Below are 19,746 nucleotides of genomic sequence, written 5' to 3'. Positions count from 1 at the left end.
ATGGGTGGACTGGTTCAACAACCGACGGCTCCTGGAGCCCATCGGCAACATCCCGCCAGCCGAAGCCGAGCAACGCTGGAACAACCGGCCATGGCGGCATAACTTAAACCAAATAGCCTCCGGCAAACCCGGGGCGGTTCATACTGTCAGACAGGCCTGATTGCCCGCGACCTGCTTGAGATCGTAATAGACGGTGAGGAGCGGAGTACTGTTGATGCGCATAAAGACAAGGTTGTAGTCATCGATACCAGCCCAGTTGGGACGGTAGACTTCAGGCTTAGCTCGCTCGAAAAAGCAATTTCTGTTGCTGGCTGCATCACGTGGTGCAAGCGCCAGGGTGATGAGGCCACATTCGTGGGCCTCCGGCTCTGGCGAGACTTGAACGCTCCGCCCCGTATCGCCGCCAACGACAATGAGGTGCGGGATGATGAAGGCGAGAGCGGCGAGCAGCCTGTACTTCCGAATATGGACCGCGAGATGGTGGACGTCAGCGCGAAGCAACTGATTTGGGCGGTCGAAAACAAACGGGCGCGCTGGATTGGCAACAAGCTCGTTAAGATCTGGGACGGCCATGCCTGGGTTGGCCCCGAAGAACGGTTCGGCGAGGTTCGACATCGGGCAAGCGACAAGGCCGACACCGGGAGCTGGGATGCTGAGATGCCGGATGCCCAAGGGGAGTTGGCTCGCGCGCTGGATACCGAGACCTTGCGCGGCCAGCTGCGCCACAAGGTGTGCGCGATACTCGACATGGCGTCGTCGTCCGACAGCACCTTAAGCGAGATAGGCGATCTCGGCTTTGCAGGCCAATATGCGGCAAGGATGGCGGGCAAGGAGGTTCGTGCGGCGGTCGCTGCGCTGAACGCGGCCATAGGCGGGGATGAGCAGGCTGCGGCTTAACATGTGTACTCAATAGCGTCCGCTTTGCCCTAGGACGCCAAACCCGACAGGATGCGTGTCGGGTTTGGGGCCAAGAGTCACACGGCCACTTGGGCCCGCCTGATTTAGCCTCTAGCGGATCACCTATTGGCAGAGATGCTGGAGACCGTCAGCACCCTTGAAATTGGTGCCGGGCCTGCAGGTGATGCCGTTGCGGGTAGCATACGAACTCCAGTTGCCGTACCAGCCGTTCTGGCCGTACCCCATCCCGCCGCCGTACCCCATCCCGCCGGACATGGCGTAGGAATTGCTCCAGCCGCCGACGGTTGCAGCCGCCGCCACCGGATGGCGATGCGCCGTTCGCCGATATCGATAGACGGGGGTAGTCCCGGTTCCAAGACCCGTGCAGTTGGCGAATTCAGCTTGGCATTCGTCCGGATTGGAGAGAGCCGCCTGGGCCAGTGCAGCAGAGCTGGACAGGGCGGATGCCGCAATAACGAACGCGCCAAGAACTTTCAGATTTATCATGGCTTGCTCCTTGCGTTGGACCGTGGCGCACAATGCCAGGTCTGGCTTCTTCATGCGGTGGAATCGAGCGCGCCTTCTGATAGGGGTGCCTTGACGTAGATCAAGGTAGGCGCGGGCGAGCCTGTCCATTGTATTGACACTGGGCCGTCCTTCTCCAACAGCTCAGTCTTCAACAAGGCCCGGCCGGGACTCGATCTCCGGCCGGGCTTTGTTTTGTCATGACCGCCGTTCAGTTGAATAATAACAGCCTCTCGTATGTAACGATTTGGCATATAAAGGAATCTTAACAACTTCCGCGCGTAATACGTTTGATTTGACGTGGCGATATTAAAATGAATTATTAAAATGAATTTGGGGCCAGCCAATGAGGGCAGTTTCTGCGGCCGATCTCATTACTGAGTTGGATGCCACCATCGCGAGGAGCTCATCCGAACGTTGTGCGCGCATGCTCTGGCGCACCACCGAGCTGCTCGTTGAGGGTAATCACCGATTGCAAGAGCCGCAGGTCGGCCTGCTTGACGACGTTCTAATTCGCTTAGCACCGTGGATTGCGCCGGGGACGCTCGCCGAGCTCAGCACGACGCTCGCCGAGCTGGGTACTGCTCCGATGAAGACCCTGCGACGTCTCGCCTCGTGCAACGATCCGGCGGTCGCAGTCCCGATCCTTATGAAATCTCCCGCCCTGTCGCCGGCCGATCTCGTGGCGATCGCGACGTCCGGCAGCGAGGATCACCGTCTCGCCATTGCTGGCCGGCGCAGAATCGAAAGCCCAGTGACTGAGGCAATATTGCAGCGCGGCAGCAGCAAGACTTGTCTGGCCATCATCGGCAATCCGGGCGCTGAATTCTCGGGCGCGGCCTATGCCAACTTGATCCGTAGGGCTGTGGAGGACGACGAGATCACGAAAGCGCTGACGCTGAGGCCAGACACCCCGGACATGGTGGTTCGGGAGCTGCTGTCGGCATCGCCACGGCCGGCGCCTAAGGCTTCCAACGCAAACGCTTGCTCGCAAGTATTAGCGACAGCGAAGGGACCTTGCGACACTGAGTACGCCGCTGCGAGGCCGGAGATTATATCGCTCAATCGGAGCGGAAAGCTGAACGACTCGACTGTCAATCGGTTCGCGATCCGGCGTGAGACAGCGAACCTGTTCACGGCCTTGTCGGTGCTGTCGGGAGCACCGATTGAGGCCATCGAGCAGGTTATGGCAGAGTCCGGTTACGAAGGCCCGGTTATGGCGTGCCGGGCATCGCGCTTGAATTGGCAGACCACGCTGGCCGTCCTCAACACTCGCGGCGCGGGGCTTTCACTAGGCGAGCGCGCACGAGCTCAGGAGCTGTTCGAAACGCTTCATCTCTCGACCAGCCAATGGTCCGTTCGTTGGGGAGAAATCTCCGCGGGCGCCCACGGTCGCACTGCAAGATCGGCAGGAAACCAATGAAATTCGACGGTCGCAAGGCGTCTCGGGTGCGCATGGACAACAGACAGCCCGTGAACCTGATGGGCTCCGACGGCACCTGGCGGCGAAGCTGCGTCTTGCTCGATATCTCGAACACCGGCGCCAAGATCGAAGTCGAAGGGTCGCTCGATGTTCTCTCGGCCAAGGAGTTCTTCATGCTGCTGTCGTCGACGGGACTGGCCTATCGACGTTGCGAGCTGGTCTGGATCGACGGAACCACGGCTGGCGTCCACTTTGTCCAAGCAAACGGCAAGAAGGCCCAAACGACCGCGAGCGACAGAGGCGCGCACAAACCAACTTGAGCGAGCGGTGTTATCCAAGTGAGCCAATGACCTTGGACCACCGACGAGGCCCATTCAGCCGGGCACCCCACGAACGAAGGCACCAGTCATGCTCGTGCACGTATTGGCCGACACTTCCGAGAAGCTCTTCGGGCTCTGCTCGCTTTTTGGAGGGCAGTTCACCGTTGCCGGCGAGCGGCTCGATGTAGAAGCAAAGCTTCCGCACGCTGCTGCCGCGGTCGTCGTCCGTGCCGACCTGCGGGCGGTCGCAAACATTGCCGCGCTGAAAAAGAGAGCTGCCCGGTTCGCCATAGCAAAGAAGCGCATCTTCCTCGTCGAGCAAACCTCGCACGTTTGCATCTCGCAAGCTTATGCGCTCGGCGCAACGTTGGTGTTGTCTGGCAAGATCGAGCCGGCCAAGCTCCTGGCCGCTTTGGCCGATCCAGCCGGCGGAGAGACTGGGTCGACGAGCGGCATCTCGCAGCCTGACAATGCGGTTGAGGCCGCAGCAACCGCGATTGCGTCGATGTTCACCTCCATCACCCTCGGGGAGCGGGTCGACGTCGCCGGTCCCAAAGAGGCCGGACGCAAGATCACCAACCGGATTTCCGAGCATGGGCTATCCGAATGGCTGGCCACGGTGCGGCGCCATCACGAGGGAACGTTCCAGCACTGCCTGCTCGTGACCGGCGTCGCGGTCGATTTCGGCCTCAGCCTCGGTTTCCGTAAAAGTGACCTTGAACGGCTCTCCACTGCTGCCATGTTCCACGACATAGGAAAGGCGAGGGTGCCCTTGGCGATCCTGGACAAGCCAGGACGCCTCGACGACGAGGAGCGAACGTTGGTCGAAACCCACCCGGCGGTGGGTTACGATGTGCTGAAAGGGCACGTGGACATCTCACCCGAAGTCCTCGATGCGGTCCGGCATCATCACGAATATCTCGATGGCAGCGGCTATCCTGACGGCCTCTGCGCCGAGAACATCACCGACATCGTGCGCATTCTGACCATTTCGGATATCTTTGCGGCGCTGATCGAACACCGGCCGTACAAACCGACAATGCCACGCGCGGCGGCGTACGAGATTCTCTGCGGCATCAGGGGAAAGCTGGAGAGGGCGCTAGTCGCCTCTTTCAAGGATGTCGCGCTTAGCAGATGAATTCTGCTCGAGCCTATGCAGGAATATTCCACGTCTCACTCAAGGCTGATCGGAGGCGGTCTTATTTCCATGCACTTCGGCTTCTGGGCCCATCTTGGACATCCTGACCGGCGCCGATGATGTCCGTTCCCGGAGCTCAACGCTAGCCAAAACGTTGAACTCATTGCAAGTTTTGACGATCCGGGCGGAGCTCGCGCAAAAAGCTACGGTGACGAGCTATGAATGGACCCGTGCAATTCGGCACTATGTCGATTGGCGGGCAGGGACCTCGTCAGGACCGCAACTAAGCTCGCCGCTCGGGGGCTACCTGCTGGCGAGCTAGCCTGAGTCTTTCGGTCCGTTAACGATCGGATCGTCACGGATACGCGCGGTGAATGTCGATGTTGCGTGTCTCACGATCGGAGGCAAATGATGGCTCGATGTCACGTGGACCAGCATTGAGTGACCGCAGAAGAAGTAGTCCGCTGTGTAGCGGGCCAAAATCGGTGCGTGCAAAACCCAATGGCAGTCGGGCGGTCGATTTTCTGCACTCGGACCTGTTATAAAGGGACAGAACTAAGCCGAACTGCAAGCATGCAAACATCACGTCTACAAGAGCGCATCGGCAGGAACGTCCCATGAGCGTGTCCCAACTCACGAAGCGCGTTCGACGCGAGCTGACTTATTTGGACTATCCGGCTCGGGAGTGGACAGTCCCGCGATTTGTAGACGGAGTACCGGTTCTGGACGTGCTGATTGTCGGCGCTGGACAGAGCGGACTGGGAATCGCGTTCGGTTTGAGGCTTGAGCGCATAACAAACTTCAGGATCATCGATCGCCGCCCACGCGGTTTCGAAGGACCTTGGCGCAGTTTCGCTCGGATGGAACGGTTGCGCACGCCGAAGGAGGTGACTGGAATTGATTTCGGCGTCCCGAGTCTAACGGTACGGGCCTGGTACGAGGAAAAATTTGGGCGGCGAGCATGGGGTCGCATAGATACCCTCCCTCAGGAGGTATGGCGTTCTTATCTGGATTGGTACCGAGACGTTCTGGATCTCCCGGTTGAGAACGAGGTCGAACTAATCTTGATTGAACCGGCGGATGGTATCTTCCTTGCCCATCTTCGTCGTTCCGAAGGGATTGAGCGGGTATATGCAAGAAAGATCATTCTTGCGACAGGCTTTGAGGGAAGTGGCAGGTGGGCCGCTCCTAAGTTTCTGGTCGCTGATTTGTCGGAAGATCTTTATGCACATTCGGCCGATGATATCGATTTTCGCAAGCTTACGGGAAAACGCATTGGCGTCCTTGGTGCCGGGGCATCGGCCTTTGACAACGCAGCTCTCGCGCTTGAGGCGGGCGCGGCGCGAGTAGACCTTTGCTTCCGCCGTTCGGAGATGCCGCGGGTCAACCCACTCACTTGGATGAATTTTGCCGGTATGTTGGGCCACTTCGGTGAGCTGTCGGACCTGGACCGCTGGCGGTTCATGCGCCACATTCTTGACGAGCTTCCGGTCCCCCCCACACAAGACGCTTATTGGCGATGCCGCGAGTTTGAGAATTTCGCCTGGCACCCCGACTGCGCATGGACTTCCATCGACGAAGCTTGCGGTACTGCAAGGGTTCGAAGCAGGAATCGCAGATTCGAATTCGACTTCATGATTTTTGCGAGCGGTGTCGAACCGGATCTCTCAGCGCGTCCCGAGCTCGCCCTATTTTTTGAACAAATAGCCCTTTGGCGCGACCGCTTCACGCCTCCATCGGGCGAGGAAAGCGAGTCACTCGCACGCTATCCCTATTTGGGTGACACCTTTGAATTCACGGAGCGGCACCGCGGCGCCGCTCCGTTCCTTAGAGGAATACACAACTTCACGTTCGGAGCGTTTCTGAGCCACGGCATATCAGGAGCGGCCATCACGGGTATAAAGTATGGAGTGCGGCGGCTGGTAAACGGAATCGCGCGTGATCTGTTTTGCGACGACTCGGCCAATTATTACCGCGATCTGCTGTCATATCAGACGCCTGAGCTGCGGACCTTGGACAATGCGTTTGTTTGGCTGAGCCAGCTTGGCAGTGACGCTGCGAATTTCGACAGCTTCGCCAATCAGCTGGATCAGCACCAGTTTGCCACGCTGCGTGGCTTGTTGCTACGATCAACGCCACAGCACGAATCTCCGGCTGCAAAGTCCGCCCGACCTGCCCCAACGAAGCGCCCGCCGCGAACGACGCAGCTCAAGAAGAAAAAGGGGAGGTGACATAGCGACTTTATGCTCGCGAGGTGCGACGCGACGATCTATTCTACGCTCGACGGATGCTCGGTGGACAGAAAGCCAATTGAGTATTGTGGAAATGCCGTTTGACTAAAGGTCGTATTGGAGAATATTGTAGTTTGTTGCCTTGCACGTAGTGATCACCGCCTGACGACCACCATCATCGTGAGGTTAGCAATGGCCTTCATCGCATTTACGAAAGTGATCGATTTTACTACATTGACCGCCAAGCAGCGGAGAGAACTCAAAACCATTCTCGGGAAGCGTGAGGATCAGCTCAAAAAGGCGATCAAGGATGTCGAGAGCGCCCTTAGCAAGCTTGAACGAACGGGTCGGAAGTCTCGAAAGCAGTCGAAGGGCAGGCGTTGATCGGGCGCTAATCAATTTGCGCCGGCCATGATGTTGGGCGGCGTTGGCTAGCATTTGCCGTGATCTGGCTTCTCTTTCGGTGCTGAAATTGAGCTTAATTCGTCCACGAGATTCCTGGCATCTTCCAGATCGGGCATATCCCGACCGTCGGTAAACCAAGAGTATATTGGTTTTGCGAGGGATGTAGCTTCGAAATATCTGCCTTCGTTACACCAATGCCGCGCGAGGCAGATCGAGGCACGCAACTCCCACCAGCGGGCTTGCTGTTGCCGCGCAATGGCCACTGCTCGCTTCAGTTCGACCTCTGCCTGGTCACGCCTCCCGAGTATTAGGTTGATGCTGCCCCTAAGACGGTACAGCTCGGCCTCAAAGAACCTCTCACCTGTTGCTTCGGCCAGCTGAACGCCTTCGTCCAGCAGACGGAGTCCGACTTCAGGTTCTCCGAGCTGGGCATGGGCGAAGGCGAGATGGCCCAAGTACACAGTGCGGCGGCATCGCTCAGAGTTGCGGTAAGTTGCCGCCAAGGCGCTGCGCATCAGTTCAATCCCGACTTGAAGGTCTCCTGCTTGGGCTAACAGTGCTCCACGGAAAAAACGTGCTCTTCGTTCGATTGCCGCAAATTCATGCTCGATGCTGAGCGATATCGCCTCATCGGCGTGAGCCAAGGCGCGCTTTGCGTCGCCGCCGATTGTGCCCAAAACGGCTATGTTCCCCAGAGCCAGGGCTGTCGTAAAGCTTTGTTCTCTCGTTCGGGCAAGAGTCTCTGTGCGCTCGACGATTGTTGTAGACTGTTTAGGATAGCCAAGGACCAATAGCGTCGTCGAGAGCCACGCCAGGCTATTCACCGCGTCATCGACTCCGAAGCGGCGATAGGTCGAGATCGTGGCTGGATTGGTTGCGCATAGTGCGAGGGCGCGATCGAGGTGTTGGCGTGCATCGGCGAAGGCACCCGTGAAATGCAACGACTGCCCAATGAACCGTGTGGCTAGGACGGACACGCCGGGATGCTCATACTCTGTGGCCAACGCGAGGCAGTGCCGGGCGTCCTCCAGCGCTGAGCCATACTCCGCGCGCATGAAGTGGGCTAGGTAGTTGCCCCACAGGATCGTCATCCGTTCTTCTAGGCTGGCGCTTTCGCCAAGCAGCGCGCGAGCCCGTGAGAAGACCCGCGACGTTTCAGGCGCGGCATCACCCTCAGTCGCGGCAACTGCAGGCCCAAGGGCCAGATAAAAATCTAATTCTTTGCGGTCCCGTTGTGGCGAGCTCGGCAGTTGCTGGGTTAGCTCCATTCCTCGCGTGAGATGTTTTACGGCCTCGGCATTGGAAGAGCGGCCGAGCGCGCGCTTTCCAGCCTTGAGCCAATAGTCCGTCGCTTGCTCGAGCATGCCGGCTTCGGTGAAATGGTGCGCAAGGATTTCAGGGTCGTTCACGACGGCATCCTTGAATCCGTTCTCTAGGGCGCGCGCTATCTGAGCATGAAGTTGCCGTCGCCGTCTCTTCAGCAGGCTTTGGTAAGCCGCATCCCTGACCAATGCGTGCTTGAAGCTGTACATTGCATCCGGCAGCTCACCTTGGCGGAAAATAAGTCCGGCCTCCTCGAGTTCGGCGAGGGAATGCTGCAACCATGGGTCCTCTCGAGCTACCACAGCCAGCATCAAGGAATAGGAGAATTCGCGACCGATGGTGGCGCCGATCTGGGCGATCTCCTTCACCGAGTGCAGGCGGTCGAGCCGCGCCATCAGGGAGTCATGGAGGGTTTCCGGGATGGCGAAAGGCGGTAACGGCCCCCTGAGCTGATAGCGATCCTGATATTCAACCAGGATGCCTGCTTCGATGACAGCCTTTGTGAGTTCCTCCACAAAGAGCGGGTTTCCGTCAGTCTTTGTGACGATCTCCTTCATCACGTCGATCGGAAGCGCGCGACCGTTAGCCACCTGCGTGGCCACACCTTTGACATCATCTGGGTTGAGCCGTCCGAGGATCAGGCTTCCGACATTTGCAAGACCAGTCCAGGGAGGCTCGAACTCTGGTCGAAAGGTAACCAGCGCAAGAATAGGCAACTGTCGGGCTCGCTCTACGACGAGGTCGAGCAATTCGAGGGTGGTGTCGTCGGCCCACTGAACATCTTCGAGGAGCAAGAAGATCGGCTGTTTGCGCGAACGGCTCTCGAATTGATCGAGGAGCGCGGCAAGCGTTCGGCGACGCTGCTGGGCGGGGCTTAGCTGCAGTTTCGGATAACGATCCTCGCACGGAATCGATAGCAGCGCGGCAAAAAGGGGTACCACCGTCTGAACTTGCGTCGCTCTCAGCGCGAGCAGCGCCTCCAGCTTGTCAAGCCGCATCTCGGCCGAATCGTCCGCCTTAAACCCGGCGCTCCTTTCCAACTGCTCGACCACGGGATGAAGTGCGCTGTTGGCGTGATAAGGCGAGCACTGATAACGAAATTGCATCTGTGGTTGATGCTTAGCTGCACGCTCAGCCAGAGCGGCTGCTAGGCGCGATTTCCCGATACCCGGCTCGCCGGAGAGGAGAACAATCTGGCCTTCGCCGGTGCGAGCCAAACGCTGACGTTCCAACAGGAACTCCAACTCGGAATCGCGGCCGATGAGATGGGCGCGCTCTGCCGGACGCACCGCTTCAAAGCGGCTCTCGGAAGCGGAGAGGCCCTGAACGGCCCACGCGCAGACGGGCGCGCTGATGCCCTTGAGCTGGTGGGCCCCAAGATCGCGAAGATTAAAGATATCGCCAAGGAGACGGCGCGTCGAATCAGCGACGACCACTGTATTCGGCTCTACCAAGGCTTGCACGCGAGCCGCGATATTAGGAGCGCCCCCAACGACGGAATGCTCCCGAAGCTTACCCTCGCCACCCAGGTCGCCGACTACCACCATGCCGGTGGCGATGCCGATACGCACGGCGAGAGGTTCTCCTGCGCGGGTTTCGAGCCGTGCGACGGCAGCAATGATATCCAGTGCAGCTCGCACCGTTCGTTCGGGATCGTCCTCGTGCGCAATGGGATAGCCGAAATACGCAAGGATGCCGTCTCCGCGAAAGTCGGCGAGAAAGCCGTCATAGGAGCGCGTGATGCGAGCACAAGCAGCGTGATAGGCATCTATGACGGCGCCCATATCTTCCGGATCAAGCCGTGCCGTCAAAGCGGTCGAACCGACTAAGTCACAGATCATCACCGTGAGGTGGCGGCGTTCCGCGTACTGCGCAACTGCAGTATTCGCATCAGCCGAGGGAGGGCTGGAGGGAAGCGCACTGATCGCATTCATCAGGCGCTTGCGGTCGCCAAGTGGGATGCCGATCTTTTCGAAGTCGCCTTCTGTCAATTGCGGCAACACATCGCAATCGATGGCATTCGCGATGAATAGGGACTCATGCTGTCCCAGCCCTAGCCTTCTCAGCCAAGTCTTGATTTCCATGGCCGGACCCTGGTGTGTACGAAAGATTCAGCATGTCAGAGCCAAACCTTGGTTCGGCTACTTCATCGCATTCGAATATCCATTCAAAGCAGTTCGGTCTTATCGCACCGACAATAGCATGCTGTCTGGCCTGTATATGTGAACAGCCTCGCAATTCGTCGCACCTAAATACCTCTTGAAGCATGGTAAGTGTTCCGTCCGACGGCTGTGGCTGTCGTTTCTGTCCCTACATCGCTCATGAGGAGATCCCATGGTGAGCGACGAGGGTGGCACGGTGATGTCGAGCGCTCCGCAGTCTCCATGTTGATCAGGAGCCCGAATTGGTCGACCGCTCAACCGGCAGATTGGGGAAGCTCGCCGCCGTTAAGGCTTTTGAAGTTCAATCATAGAAAGCCAGAGGATATCCACTCCTCTAGACTCTCCACGGCAAGTAGTTGGAATGGGACAGATTTCAGTTGACTGCCTGGGAGTCGGCATGAATTTCTACGGCGACTTGCTACGAGTTAAATCTGCCAATGCCAGCTCGAGCTCGATCGCTACAGCTGCTCTTGCTCATAAGAGAGTTCAACCAATTGAAGCTCTCGCTCTGTTTGATCCAAATCATGGTCGGAATCGCCTGGAGTATGGGACAGTCCGAAGGCGTGATCTATCGAAGACGTTGACTGCGACGTGGTGTCTCGTTGGCGGCGAACACATAGCGCGAGTTGGCGCTGGATGCCTCGCCGCGGCCTACCTGAAAAACGCAGCAGACTGGTCCGTCCCATCCTCAACGAAGGGCAGGTGGCCTGAGGAGGCAGGAGCTTCCCGGGCACCACCTGAAGTCGGAATGCGCCTGATCCGTGCCGTATAGGCGCTCCAGCGGCTCAGGTTTGCCCGGTGGTGCGCGATGCGCAAGTAACACACCGTCAATCGCCCAGCGCTAGAACAGGTCCTATCGCGGACTGGTGACGAGCACTGGGATAGGAATGGGAATTGAGAGCCCGGCGGACCTAGGCCGGCGGGTTTTTCTTTGATCAGATCGGGCCCGGGGCAGGCCAGTCCACGATGACTAAGTTTCACCCATGTGTATGATTCCCTTGGGCGGGGCTTGATTCGTCATGCTGGAAGCCATTCTCCTATTGCTGGAAATTGGGGCCGCAGCCCTTCTGCTGATCGCCTTCTGGGGACTGCAGCATCACGTATGACTGCGCCTCGGGAGCCTAGCGCCTCGAGGGCCGCCGGTTGACGCAGCGTGCTTGCTGTACGCGACTGTGATGACTGTTAGGAAAGGCCGTGTGAAGTAGTTCACAAGCGGGAGGTATTCCTGAGCCTAGCGTGCGTGCTTCCACTGGAGGGAAGCGCAATGAAGTGGAACTTGGCAACCTGTCGAATGCTCGCGCTGACCGCCGCTGTTCTGGTGGCGGCTGGTACTACTATGGCCGTCGGTACTCCTCGTGGAGTCCATGAACCAATGTTGGGGTCCGATTGGCAATGCAGCCGGACCATGCTGCTCGTGACCACGTGTGCGCACTGAAGCATTGATCGGATAGCCGCAGACGCGTTCGGCAAGGCCAGCGGGCGCTGGTTCACACATCTCGGCCCTCACGAATATCGGCCTAACAATCAATTAACGAAGAACCCATAGCGTGTTCCGCCGCTGACCTGCATCCCGTGACGCATGGCGAGGTGGGTCTAGGACGGGGCCGATACCATGGCGGACCTAAGGGAAAAATTGGACAAACTCCGTGCCGATGCCGCGGATTTGGCCCTTATGAGCAGGCGATCGAGCGACCCGCAAAAGCGCGCACTTTTCGAACGCTTGGCAGATGAGCTCGCCATAGAGGCTCTCGAACTCGAGCAGGTGGTGCAGCTGCAAAGCCGGCGCTCCGGTCACAGCGACATGGATAAAGTCGTACCCCTCCGCGTACGTCCAGATCGTCGCTGACCCAATCCCGCTTCCCCTTGTGAGCCACCGCCGCAGGCACATTGCGGACGAGGGGGCGGGGCAGTCCGGGAAGATGCCCGGCATCCTGGGCAAGTTGCCAACGCTGCTGTTGAGCGGGGCGAACAGGCGACGGGTCGCGTGCACGTTTCTCTTCATGGAGTAGAGATTGGACACGATCGAGTCTCCGAAGCTGCCTGGCGGGGACGGGAGGCCAGTTGCAGAAGAGTGGCTGCCGGTGGCCCGTAAGCTCCGTCGCCGCGCGGCTTTGCTTAGTCTGCTATGGATCGCCCGGGGGCGGCATTCTTTGGCTGATCGCTATTCATGAATGCAGCGGCCTCGTCGACGCTGCCATCACCTCGGCGGTCGCGGACTGATGGATCATGTGTCCGGCACCAGCGATGCGGTGCAATCTGCTTTGCTCGCTATTGACGTGCAGTCTGGCCGATTGCCTCTCGAAGTCAATTATCCGGTCATCTTCGCGGCTATGGCCTGATCTTGGACATCCGTCGTAATCATTGCAGTGGGCCTTCTTCCCAATGTGATCGCGGCGCTCAATTTGTCTGCCGCTTTTGAACCGAAGCCTGGTCGATTAGGAAATCGTCCAACTTCCGGCCACCTCGAAGCTGCGGCCGCAGCCATCGAGGCAGTCTGCCGCGGCCGGACCATGTCTCCGCCGGGTTCTTTGGGTTGCCATATTTGGGGCGAACGGGCGGGTATGGACGGCGCTTACGATCGAACCGTACAGCTTTCTCGGCCAGTCCAATTTTGTGGAGCCGCTCCTCCAACCGTGCTTTTTGCACCAAAATTTTCTGACTGAGGGTGGCGGCGACCTGTTGGTGAAGTATCCAAAGTTCGTCAAGGGAAAGCGAATTGAAATGCTCGGTGTTCATCGCTCGATCCAACTCTTGGGGGAAGGCCCAGGCAGACAAGTCGGGAATGAAGGAGCAGACAAGCCATCAGTTATATAGTCGTCGTACAATCCACATTTAAATGAGGAGGTAAACGGGAGAAAGGCGCGATGGCGGTAATATCGTGACGGAGCATTTAATTTGGTGCCAGGCGAATCCTCACCCCGGCCCGCACACCGGCATCGTATTATCCACAACCTACCGCTCGACCAGTTGCGCTTCCACATTGCCATTGCGAAGGTGAGCGCAAACACTGCAGCGAGTGATCAACCGGGCGGCCGCGTCGCGGATCGCGAGCGGGATCGACGCCCCACGTAACGCATGTGGCTCGACTTAATTGAACGCGCTGCCCCGTTTTGCAACCGAAGAGTGTTGGATGGCCTGTTAACGCGGATGGCCAGGAGCACAATTAATCCATCACGTTGCCAGATTTAAGCCGCATCGGAGCCCATGTCGCCGCGAAGGCTCGTGCCGAGTAGGGGGCGCAGCACCGGGAGTTTTCGATGTCCCGTCATTTGCGATTTTACTTCGCCGGTTTAGTCCTTGTCGGAGGTCTTCCGGCGACACCAGCGTGCTCCGACCCTTTTACTAACTTGTTCAATATTGCTCCGCGCGAGCCCGCTGCAACCTCATCGGTGCAGCCGGAATGCCTGCCGCGGCCCGGCAACTCGCATGGCCCACGTCAGCACTGGGTCTATCGGCGGGACGGCCACCGCAAATGCTGGTTCCTAGCCGAAGGCACCGCGACAGTGCGACAACCGGCTCATGGTCGTGTGGCCAACCGCGCCGCCAGCTCCGTCGAGAACGAGGCCGAGCAGCAAAGGGCGAGACCCGTGATCGATGCGCGCGCGGAGTTGCCAAGCTCATCGGCGGCCGAGGGGGCTCAGCAGACGCCGCCGGCACACGAACTCAAGGTGGCCGATGCCGCTTCTGTTTTCGATGCGGGCACGCCGGCCCCCATGCCGGCGCGACCCGCCGCGGATCTTCCTATCACCCAGCTCACGCCCGAGCACTCCGTGCCGCCCCAAGTTGACGTGGAGAAGCTTGCCGCGGCCGCGCGAGCCGACTCACCTCCAGCTATCCCGATGGCCGCGCACAATGAAGAGGTGCGCGACGAGCCGCGCAGCTGGACGGTAACCTCGTTAGGTGTGCTGCTGATGACGCTGGGGGGCTTTTCGATTTTAAGCTCGAACCGCACGGTTCGGCAGACGGTAAAGCTACGCCACCGATGCGCGTACACTGAGCGGGTTAGTTGACGCAGCCCCGCGATCGATGAGTTCACGCCGTTATAGCCGAATTGCCACACGTACAAAGGTTCCGCGCGCCTGCACTCAGTTCGGCGCTGCCTTAGACGGACATTCGATTAACCTGACGATCCCCTTTTTGGATGGGACTGCCATCATGCGGGTACAAAGTGTTCGTGGTGGACTGCGGCAAGTGATCTGCGCAGCAAAGCTTGACTGTATTGACGAGCAAGCGGCGAGACGTCGAGCCTAGCAAATGTATGGCGAGCACGACGTGCAGCTTTGGGAAGGCGATCGGCTTCCTCAAATGCATTCGCCAGCTCTTCTGTACGGGGCGAATAAGGACGTCGTGCGCTACCGCACTGGCCTCCATCGTGACGTTTCCCGGTCCGCCGTTCGGGGAAGCTGGCTCGCTCGATGAAGCCAAGCGCGCCGCTTCAAGGTCGCCTGGGAGAACTCCAAGGCGAAACATCGGCCAAGCTGATCGATATCGCCTCGCTGATCGGCGTCTTTGGTAGCTCCAAGTTGCTCGGGGAGCTTTTCCTTTCAAGCACGCAACACTCTCCGCGCCCTCCGCTCCTGAGATTGCCACATCCGCCGCTGAGATGAAAAAGACCGCAGGATCAGCTCATCTCCTGCGGCCTTTATTGTCCCGGGAAAATTGAGTGCTTACGTAATGGACACTTCCAGCCCCGGCTGTTGGCGATGATTGCAGAACCTGGTTTGCGGGTTGAGTCCAAAACATGTGTTCCGAAGCGGAACATGGGAGGCTGTTGCGCCTGCGCCACGTCTTGCCCTGATGCGGAAGAGGGCGGACGCATAGCCCGACGTTCTGCCGTGTTTCATCGAGAGTCCCACCCAGTATTCTTGCGGGCGGTTGAGACGTTGGAATCGGTGTAAATTCGGGGAAATGGTGAAAATGCAAGTCCACCATCAACCGTAGCACCAAGCACGGCCGACAAGGAGGGAAGCATGGTTGCAGCTCTGCAGATAAACTTTGCGCTGTGGGGAATGATTGTTTGCGCCGCCTGCGAGTTTCTGCAACTGGCCGAACTATTTTAGAACAGCGGAAGCCTCCAACTAACCACTCTGAAACGTTTATGGGCCATGGTACGCGCACCGGTCTTAACTGCGAGTGGGCCGGTACAGAATGGGCCCTAGCGCATCCAAGCAGCGCTAGGGCTTTTTCGTCGAGCCGTGACTCGGACCAGAGCGAACAGCTCGGGTTCACGCCCCTCTATTTTTTTCACTCGCGATCTTGGTACTTTTCACTACACCGGAAATCACCGCGCTTTACGAGGTCGACCTCTTGAAGGGGCGCATAACAGTGAAGCAGGGCGTATTGGTTGGTATATGGCGCAGGTGAGCGGACGCAAACGTTCGCGCCAACCGGTAGATCGACCAACTGGCCATCCATCAGCATGTAGCTGCAATTGTCTTTTGCTTTGTCTTGTCCGCCGTAGTGTCATCGGCCCTGGCTGCGCCCAGTGAGGCGAACGCCAGGCCTGCGATTATAAGTGCGCGCATCTGGTTCCTTTTCTTTCCACACCGGACGTTCTGCCCTGCGCTTGGATCGTATCAGGTGCCGCGTGATCGTTCAGCTCCGGTTCTGGAGGCGGAAATGTTCAGTCGGAGCAGCGTAGAGTAAACCTGCGCCTCGAGCGGTTCATCCTGCTTCGGAGCCGACCTTCGACGCGGCGGCTTGCCGGCGGGTCCTCGCCGGGCGGCCGGGCGCCTTCTCGCTTACGGGTAGGCCTCGGCTGAAAGCCTTTACTCGATGTTGGCCAAGATCGACGCCATGTTTGAGTAAGCGGGATGCCATGAAGAAGTCGGAGGCGCATCACAACACGGGCGAGGTGCTGGTAGGGCATCGGTGGTGAACCTCATCAACACCAGGAAACCTGAACAAGAACTCAGGTTCCGGGAGCCTTTGCTATGGCCGTCTTCTGGCCGACACTGAGGCTACCGTCATTCGCCCCCATCCGGGTCCTTGGAGACATCGGCATTTGTCGAGCATCTCCAAGCGAAAGATGTGCCACATAATTTTGTATTACTTGTGCGTCAGCTTACCGGTGGAATCATCCCACGCGCGTCCGCAACGGCGCATGGCGCCGCGAAGGTCCATGCGGGTTAGCGACGTTGCAAGGGGGAGGGGAATGGCACTTTTCAGCCACGATCCGTGCTTGCTCACCGCGGCTTTCCCGTTTTACACGCATCTGCAATTCAGAATATGGGTCTAAATTGCGGCTAGGGCAATCGCGAGCATGGTCCGCGATCTGAAAATCGTATTGTCTCGGATTGATCTGTCGCAAATGCTGACACTCGACCAAAGACTATATTGAGACCCGTTTATGGAGCTCTGCCATGATCATAGAGCGCCGTCACATGAGGATGGAAGATCGCGATTTTTTTCCCGTGGCAGTTAAGGTTCTCGAGCCTCAAGATTGGACTGAGATCGCTTCAGCCGCGACGAGTCACAATGACCCGCTATTCAGCGACGTTGCCGAGGAGCGGTTTGACACGCTGCGCGCACATATTTTGCGGCTTGAGCAGGAGGCTGACGCGGAGCGTAAGTAATCGCTACGGCGTCGCGCAATGCATTGTGCCGCGCGACGCTGAGGCCAACGGCGCAAGGGAGAGTCAGAATTGGGCTGCGCCTTTCCTTGCGCGCTCATATACGCGTGCGGCCCGAAGCGGGAGGGTATGATGCCGCTGCACACCAACAATCTCGAATCGACCATGCGATACCCCGGCCCGGTAGCATCCAGATCCGTCGTAGTCGATCTTTCCCTTGCTGTATTCCAGCATTTTGACAGGCTGGCCGGTGGTTAGCTAGTCGTAGACGCACTTTGCTTGCGTGTACCTGCGCTCAGCCGAGGATTGTTGGTCCAGAGCGATGACAATGGTCGTCACGATGCCTGCTATTCCAATGAGCCCAGCAAGGGCAAGACCCACGCGCTGGAAGCCGCGAATAAACCGAGCCCCCGCTGTGAGCGGAGGTCTCGGCGGGGCTATTGGTCCAATCTCTCTCAACTGGGCCACCATCACGTCCCGCCATCCGGCAGCTGAAATCTCTTCTCGACGGCCGCAGCGACGCAGCTGGACGAATACATGACCACAGAAATCAGAGCGCTGGTAAAATACACGATCGCTGCCAAAACCATGTCGATCACCGTCCTGCTGGACGCTAGGATGGCGAAGCAGACGACAAGTGAAACGACGCTGACCACTACCGTGAAGACGTCTCCAGATCTGGCTGCGTAGATTAACGGCGCGATCGCGGTCAAAAGGAAGGACAAACCGATCGCCAATATCCCGATGGAGGACCCGCCGGAGGCGAGAGAAGGCGCGATCTGCTCGCCTAATGCCTTGATGTCAGGTCGTGGCAGCTCCCCCGAATATACCAGATAAAAATAGCCACCCACGATCGTCACTAATAGGCAGATCACAAGTACCTTAAACGCGAACTTCGCGTACTGCATGGCCTGCTAACCTCTGTTGCCGACGCTTGAAGGCCTGTTTGAATTTTCTAATCACCGCGGGATTTCGGTCATGTTGCGCCATATCGGCCGGGCCTGTTGCCCTGGTTAAGCGTGGCGTTTCTAGCATTGCTTATGCCACGAGAGCCCTAAGTGTTTCCTTCCAGCCAGTCGAATGCACGATGCGCGCCGTTTGGAGAGACGCATCCAAAATTTGCTTCTTCGACAGCCGAGAAGCCGCCTCCCAATCATGTCCGAATACGTAAATCGCGTTGTCGCGACGGATGCTTTCGAGGACCACTAGATCTTGTGTTTTGAATTCGTATGCAATGCATCGCTAAATCCATTGACTCCGACGTATATGGTGTTCGGTCCAAGGGCCTAAGGTTTCCTGGCGATCCTGAATGACAGCCGCCACACCTTCAGATGCCCTGCGCGACGCGAAGGTAAGGTGGCTCTTCATTCTACTCCATGGGTACTCGCCTGGAGGCAAGAGATTCCAGTTGATCTGTTTTATGTGTGGGGGAACGAGCGACTTCAGGTCGGTCGCTGTGATTTCGCAGTAACCGATCAGCTCAAGAAATAAATTGATGACGTGTTTTAGGTCTTCTGCGTCGTCGACATTAACAGTCGGAGAAACGATGAGGACACGAGAATCGTAGCGTCTGACCGTGACCTCTACAGAAGGTGGGGGCGTGACGATGCGCGGATAACACTCTTGGTGAATATCCCTGAAATCTTCCTTCTCTTTGCTTTGTCCCCTTCCTGACCACTGTTTCCACTTCCAGCGAACTGTCCGAATGTATCGAGACTCCTTCGGTTTTGTTCTTGTCCGGTTGCCATTTCCCATCCGCGTTGAAGCGAGAGACCGGACCGCTAATCAGCGGAAGTAGCGTGGTCCCGTCAGGAGAGTCTTCAGCAAAGCCAACGCGCAGGCCGACTCTTGAGCACCTACCGATCGATTTGCGAGATTGCGGCGCTGCTCCTCTGCTGCGATGTCTGACTGAGCTTGGGTCGCCTCTTGGTTAGCTTCGGCCACCGTCATTTTTCCCGCCTGCACGCGTTCGGCTATGACAGCTCGCGTGGCGCAGTATTTATCGAACAAGTCGGTGTAGGTCGTGAAAGGCCTGATCGCCAGCGCGGCGGTGGCGTTGCACTTGTTCTTCTCGATCATGTTTTTGGTGCCTTCGGGGAATTGCACCTTGCAGTTTTCAAAGGCCTGCTGCATGGCCGCAGCAGCTGCTGCTTGTTGCTGCTCACGCTTCGGCGCGCGGCAAGTCCGCAGCCGCCCAGCGCGACGCAAAGCGCCGCGACGCCAAATCTACGCATGTGAAAAGCCCCCCGGCTAAAAACAACAGGGCGCACTGAACCTCAACCAATGCGCGAAATCAATAGGTTGCGCGCGTAAAATGCCACAACTTGGGAAAAATATGCAGGCCTGTGGACGAAGGCGGAAGCGCCCCGAGGCGGGTGTTTGTTCTGCGCATGCGGAGGAGCTATCGGATGATCAGCGTGCGGAGGTAGCCGCCAGACGGTCGGCGGCGGTTCTGCAGGCGGCCAAATAGCCCTGATTTGCCATTCGGCCCGCTCCAGCCGCAAAGCTTGGGCGGGGCCCTCCGCAGGCGAGCCAGAACAGTAAGGGAGAGCGCTGCCGGGCTCGAAATGCCAGTCCCCCCGGCGGCGCTCTTGTCTCAGACTGGGCACTGAAATCCCACTCCTGTTCAACTCTGCAATGATTATGCCACAGGTTTGTCAAACGCCATCCGGGACTGCCCCCTTTGCGTCATGAAGAACTGCCCCCCACCATCGGGATTATGATTTCGGTTGAAGGTTGTTTCCGCCGGT

The 19,746-nt window shown here is 58.3% G+C and carries 14 protein-coding genes; 8 read left to right on the top strand and 6 right to left on the bottom strand.

What is annotated here, in order from left to right:
- Positions 1 to 378 precede the first annotated feature (378 nt).
- On the top strand, positions 379 to 897 hold the full coding sequence (locus tag AC0L3A_RS37250; protein ID WP_354129093.1) for a hypothetical protein: 519 nt from the start codon (positions 379 to 381) through the stop codon (positions 895 to 897).
- A gap of 123 nt (positions 898 to 1,020) precedes the next feature.
- Here AC0L3A_RS37250 and AC0L3A_RS37245 read toward each other — a convergent pair whose 3' ends face one another.
- The gene (locus AC0L3A_RS37245; RefSeq protein ID WP_354172863.1) at positions 1,021 to 1,404 is read right to left on the bottom strand and encodes a hypothetical protein; all 384 of its coding nucleotides are present in this window, start codon (positions 1,402 to 1,404) and stop codon (positions 1,021 to 1,023) included.
- A gap of 364 nt (positions 1,405 to 1,768) precedes the next feature.
- On the opposite strand from AC0L3A_RS37245, the gene AC0L3A_RS37240 reads away from it, so the two are divergent.
- From AC0L3A_RS37240 to AC0L3A_RS37220, 5 genes are all read left to right on the top strand, one after another.
- Positions 1,769 to 2,845 carry a DUF2336 domain-containing protein gene (locus tag AC0L3A_RS37240; RefSeq protein ID WP_473256277.1) on the top strand — a complete coding sequence of 359 codons (1,077 nt, stop codon included), beginning with the start codon at positions 1,769 to 1,771 and terminating at the stop codon, positions 2,843 to 2,845.
- The gene (locus AC0L3A_RS37235; RefSeq protein ID WP_354129095.1) at positions 2,842 to 3,165 is read left to right on the top strand and encodes a PilZ domain-containing protein; all 324 of its coding nucleotides are present in this window, start codon (positions 2,842 to 2,844) and stop codon (positions 3,163 to 3,165) included. Before AC0L3A_RS37240 ends, AC0L3A_RS37235 begins: the two co-directional genes overlap by 4 nt.
- A gap of 88 nt (positions 3,166 to 3,253) precedes the next feature.
- Positions 3,254 to 4,303 carry an HD-GYP domain-containing protein gene (locus AC0L3A_RS37230; protein ID WP_354129096.1) on the top strand — a complete coding sequence of 350 codons (1,050 nt, stop codon included), beginning with the start codon at positions 3,254 to 3,256 and terminating at the stop codon, positions 4,301 to 4,303.
- A 617-nt stretch (positions 4,304 to 4,920) separates the two neighbouring features.
- Positions 4,921 to 6,534 (top strand): NAD(P)-binding domain-containing protein, encoded by a 1,614-nt coding sequence (locus tag AC0L3A_RS37225; RefSeq protein ID WP_473256276.1) that lies wholly within the window; start codon positions 4,921 to 4,923, stop codon positions 6,532 to 6,534.
- 192 nt (positions 6,535 to 6,726) lie between these two features.
- Entirely contained in the window at positions 6,727 to 6,918 is a 192-nt protein-coding gene (locus AC0L3A_RS37220) for a hypothetical protein (protein ID WP_009859246.1), read from the top strand.
- Positions 6,919 to 6,965: 47 nt separating this feature from the next.
- Here AC0L3A_RS37220 and AC0L3A_RS37215 read toward each other — a convergent pair whose 3' ends face one another.
- From AC0L3A_RS37215 to AC0L3A_RS37205, 3 genes are all read right to left on the bottom strand, one after another.
- The gene (locus tag AC0L3A_RS37215; RefSeq protein WP_354129097.1) at positions 6,966 to 10,346 is read right to left on the bottom strand and encodes an AAA family ATPase; all 3,381 of its coding nucleotides are present in this window, start codon (positions 10,344 to 10,346) and stop codon (positions 6,966 to 6,968) included.
- Between the two features lie 1,699 nt (positions 10,347 to 12,045).
- Positions 12,046 to 12,444, bottom strand: coding sequence for a hypothetical protein (locus tag AC0L3A_RS37210; protein ID WP_473256275.1), 399 nt, complete (start codon positions 12,442 to 12,444; stop codon positions 12,046 to 12,048).
- A gap of 377 nt (positions 12,445 to 12,821) precedes the next feature.
- Positions 12,822 to 13,160 carry an H-NS histone family protein gene (locus AC0L3A_RS37205; protein WP_354129099.1) on the bottom strand — a complete coding sequence of 113 codons (339 nt, stop codon included), beginning with the start codon at positions 13,158 to 13,160 and terminating at the stop codon, positions 12,822 to 12,824.
- Positions 13,161 to 13,681: 521 nt separating this feature from the next.
- Here AC0L3A_RS37205 and AC0L3A_RS37200 point away from each other — a divergent pair.
- The gene (locus AC0L3A_RS37200; RefSeq protein WP_473256274.1) at positions 13,682 to 14,434 is read left to right on the top strand and encodes a hypothetical protein; all 753 of its coding nucleotides are present in this window, start codon (positions 13,682 to 13,684) and stop codon (positions 14,432 to 14,434) included.
- A gap of 2,352 nt (positions 14,435 to 16,786) precedes the next feature.
- Complete coding sequence (locus tag AC0L3A_RS37195) at positions 16,787 to 16,999, top strand: hypothetical protein (protein WP_354129101.1); 213 nt, start codon at positions 16,787 to 16,789, stop codon at positions 16,997 to 16,999.
- Between the two features lie 467 nt (positions 17,000 to 17,466).
- Here the strand turns inward: AC0L3A_RS37195 and AC0L3A_RS37190 are convergent, their stop codons facing one another.
- Both AC0L3A_RS37190 and AC0L3A_RS37185 read right to left on the bottom strand, forming a co-directional pair.
- Positions 17,467 to 17,904: a hypothetical protein gene (locus AC0L3A_RS37190; RefSeq protein WP_473256273.1), complete on the bottom strand. Its 438-nt coding sequence runs from the start codon at positions 17,902 to 17,904 to the stop codon at positions 17,467 to 17,469.
- An 877-nt stretch (positions 17,905 to 18,781) separates the two neighbouring features.
- The gene (locus AC0L3A_RS37185; RefSeq protein ID WP_354129103.1) at positions 18,782 to 19,129 is read right to left on the bottom strand and encodes a hypothetical protein; all 348 of its coding nucleotides are present in this window, start codon (positions 19,127 to 19,129) and stop codon (positions 18,782 to 18,784) included.
- Positions 19,130 to 19,746 lie beyond the last annotated feature (617 nt).

It is taken from the genome of Bradyrhizobium sp. MI1.3 (assembly GCF_055811695.1).
This window is presented reverse-complemented; position numbering and strand designations above follow the sequence as displayed.

What these genes read in the sequence shown, in the direction of transcription:
- AC0L3A_RS37195 (WP_354129101.1), top strand. Translation starts at nt 16,787, where the DNA reads ATGATCATAGAGCGCCGTCACATGAGGATGGAAGATCGCGATTTTTTT.
- AC0L3A_RS37225 (WP_473256276.1), top strand. Translation starts at nt 4,921, where the DNA reads ATGAGCGTGTCCCAACTCACGAAGCGCGTTCGACGCGAGCTGACTTAT.
- AC0L3A_RS37235 (WP_354129095.1), top strand. Translation starts at nt 2,842, where the DNA reads ATGAAATTCGACGGTCGCAAGGCGTCTCGGGTGCGCATGGACAACAGA.
- AC0L3A_RS37220 (WP_009859246.1), top strand. Translation starts at nt 6,727, where the DNA reads ATGGCCTTCATCGCATTTACGAAAGTGATCGATTTTACTACATTGACC.
- AC0L3A_RS37190 (WP_473256273.1), bottom strand. Translation starts at nt 17,904, where the DNA reads ATGCAGTACGCGAAGTTCGCGTTTAAGGTACTTGTGATCTGCCTATTA.
- AC0L3A_RS37185 (WP_354129103.1), bottom strand. Translation starts at nt 19,129, where the DNA reads ATGCAGCAGGCCTTTGAAAACTGCAAGGTGCAATTCCCCGAAGGCACC.
- AC0L3A_RS37245 (WP_354172863.1), bottom strand. Translation starts at nt 1,404, where the DNA reads ATGATAAATCTGAAAGTTCTTGGCGCGTTCGTTATTGCGGCATCCGCC.
- AC0L3A_RS37215 (WP_354129097.1), bottom strand. Translation starts at nt 10,346, where the DNA reads ATGGAAATCAAGACTTGGCTGAGAAGGCTAGGGCTGGGACAGCATGAG.
- AC0L3A_RS37230 (WP_354129096.1), top strand. Translation starts at nt 3,254, where the DNA reads ATGCTCGTGCACGTATTGGCCGACACTTCCGAGAAGCTCTTCGGGCTC.
- AC0L3A_RS37240 (WP_473256277.1), top strand. Translation starts at nt 1,769, where the DNA reads ATGAGGGCAGTTTCTGCGGCCGATCTCATTACTGAGTTGGATGCCACC.
- AC0L3A_RS37200 (WP_473256274.1), top strand. Translation starts at nt 13,682, where the DNA reads ATGTCCCGTCATTTGCGATTTTACTTCGCCGGTTTAGTCCTTGTCGGA.
- AC0L3A_RS37205 (WP_354129099.1), bottom strand. Translation starts at nt 13,160, where the DNA reads ATGAACACCGAGCATTTCAATTCGCTTTCCCTTGACGAACTTTGGATA.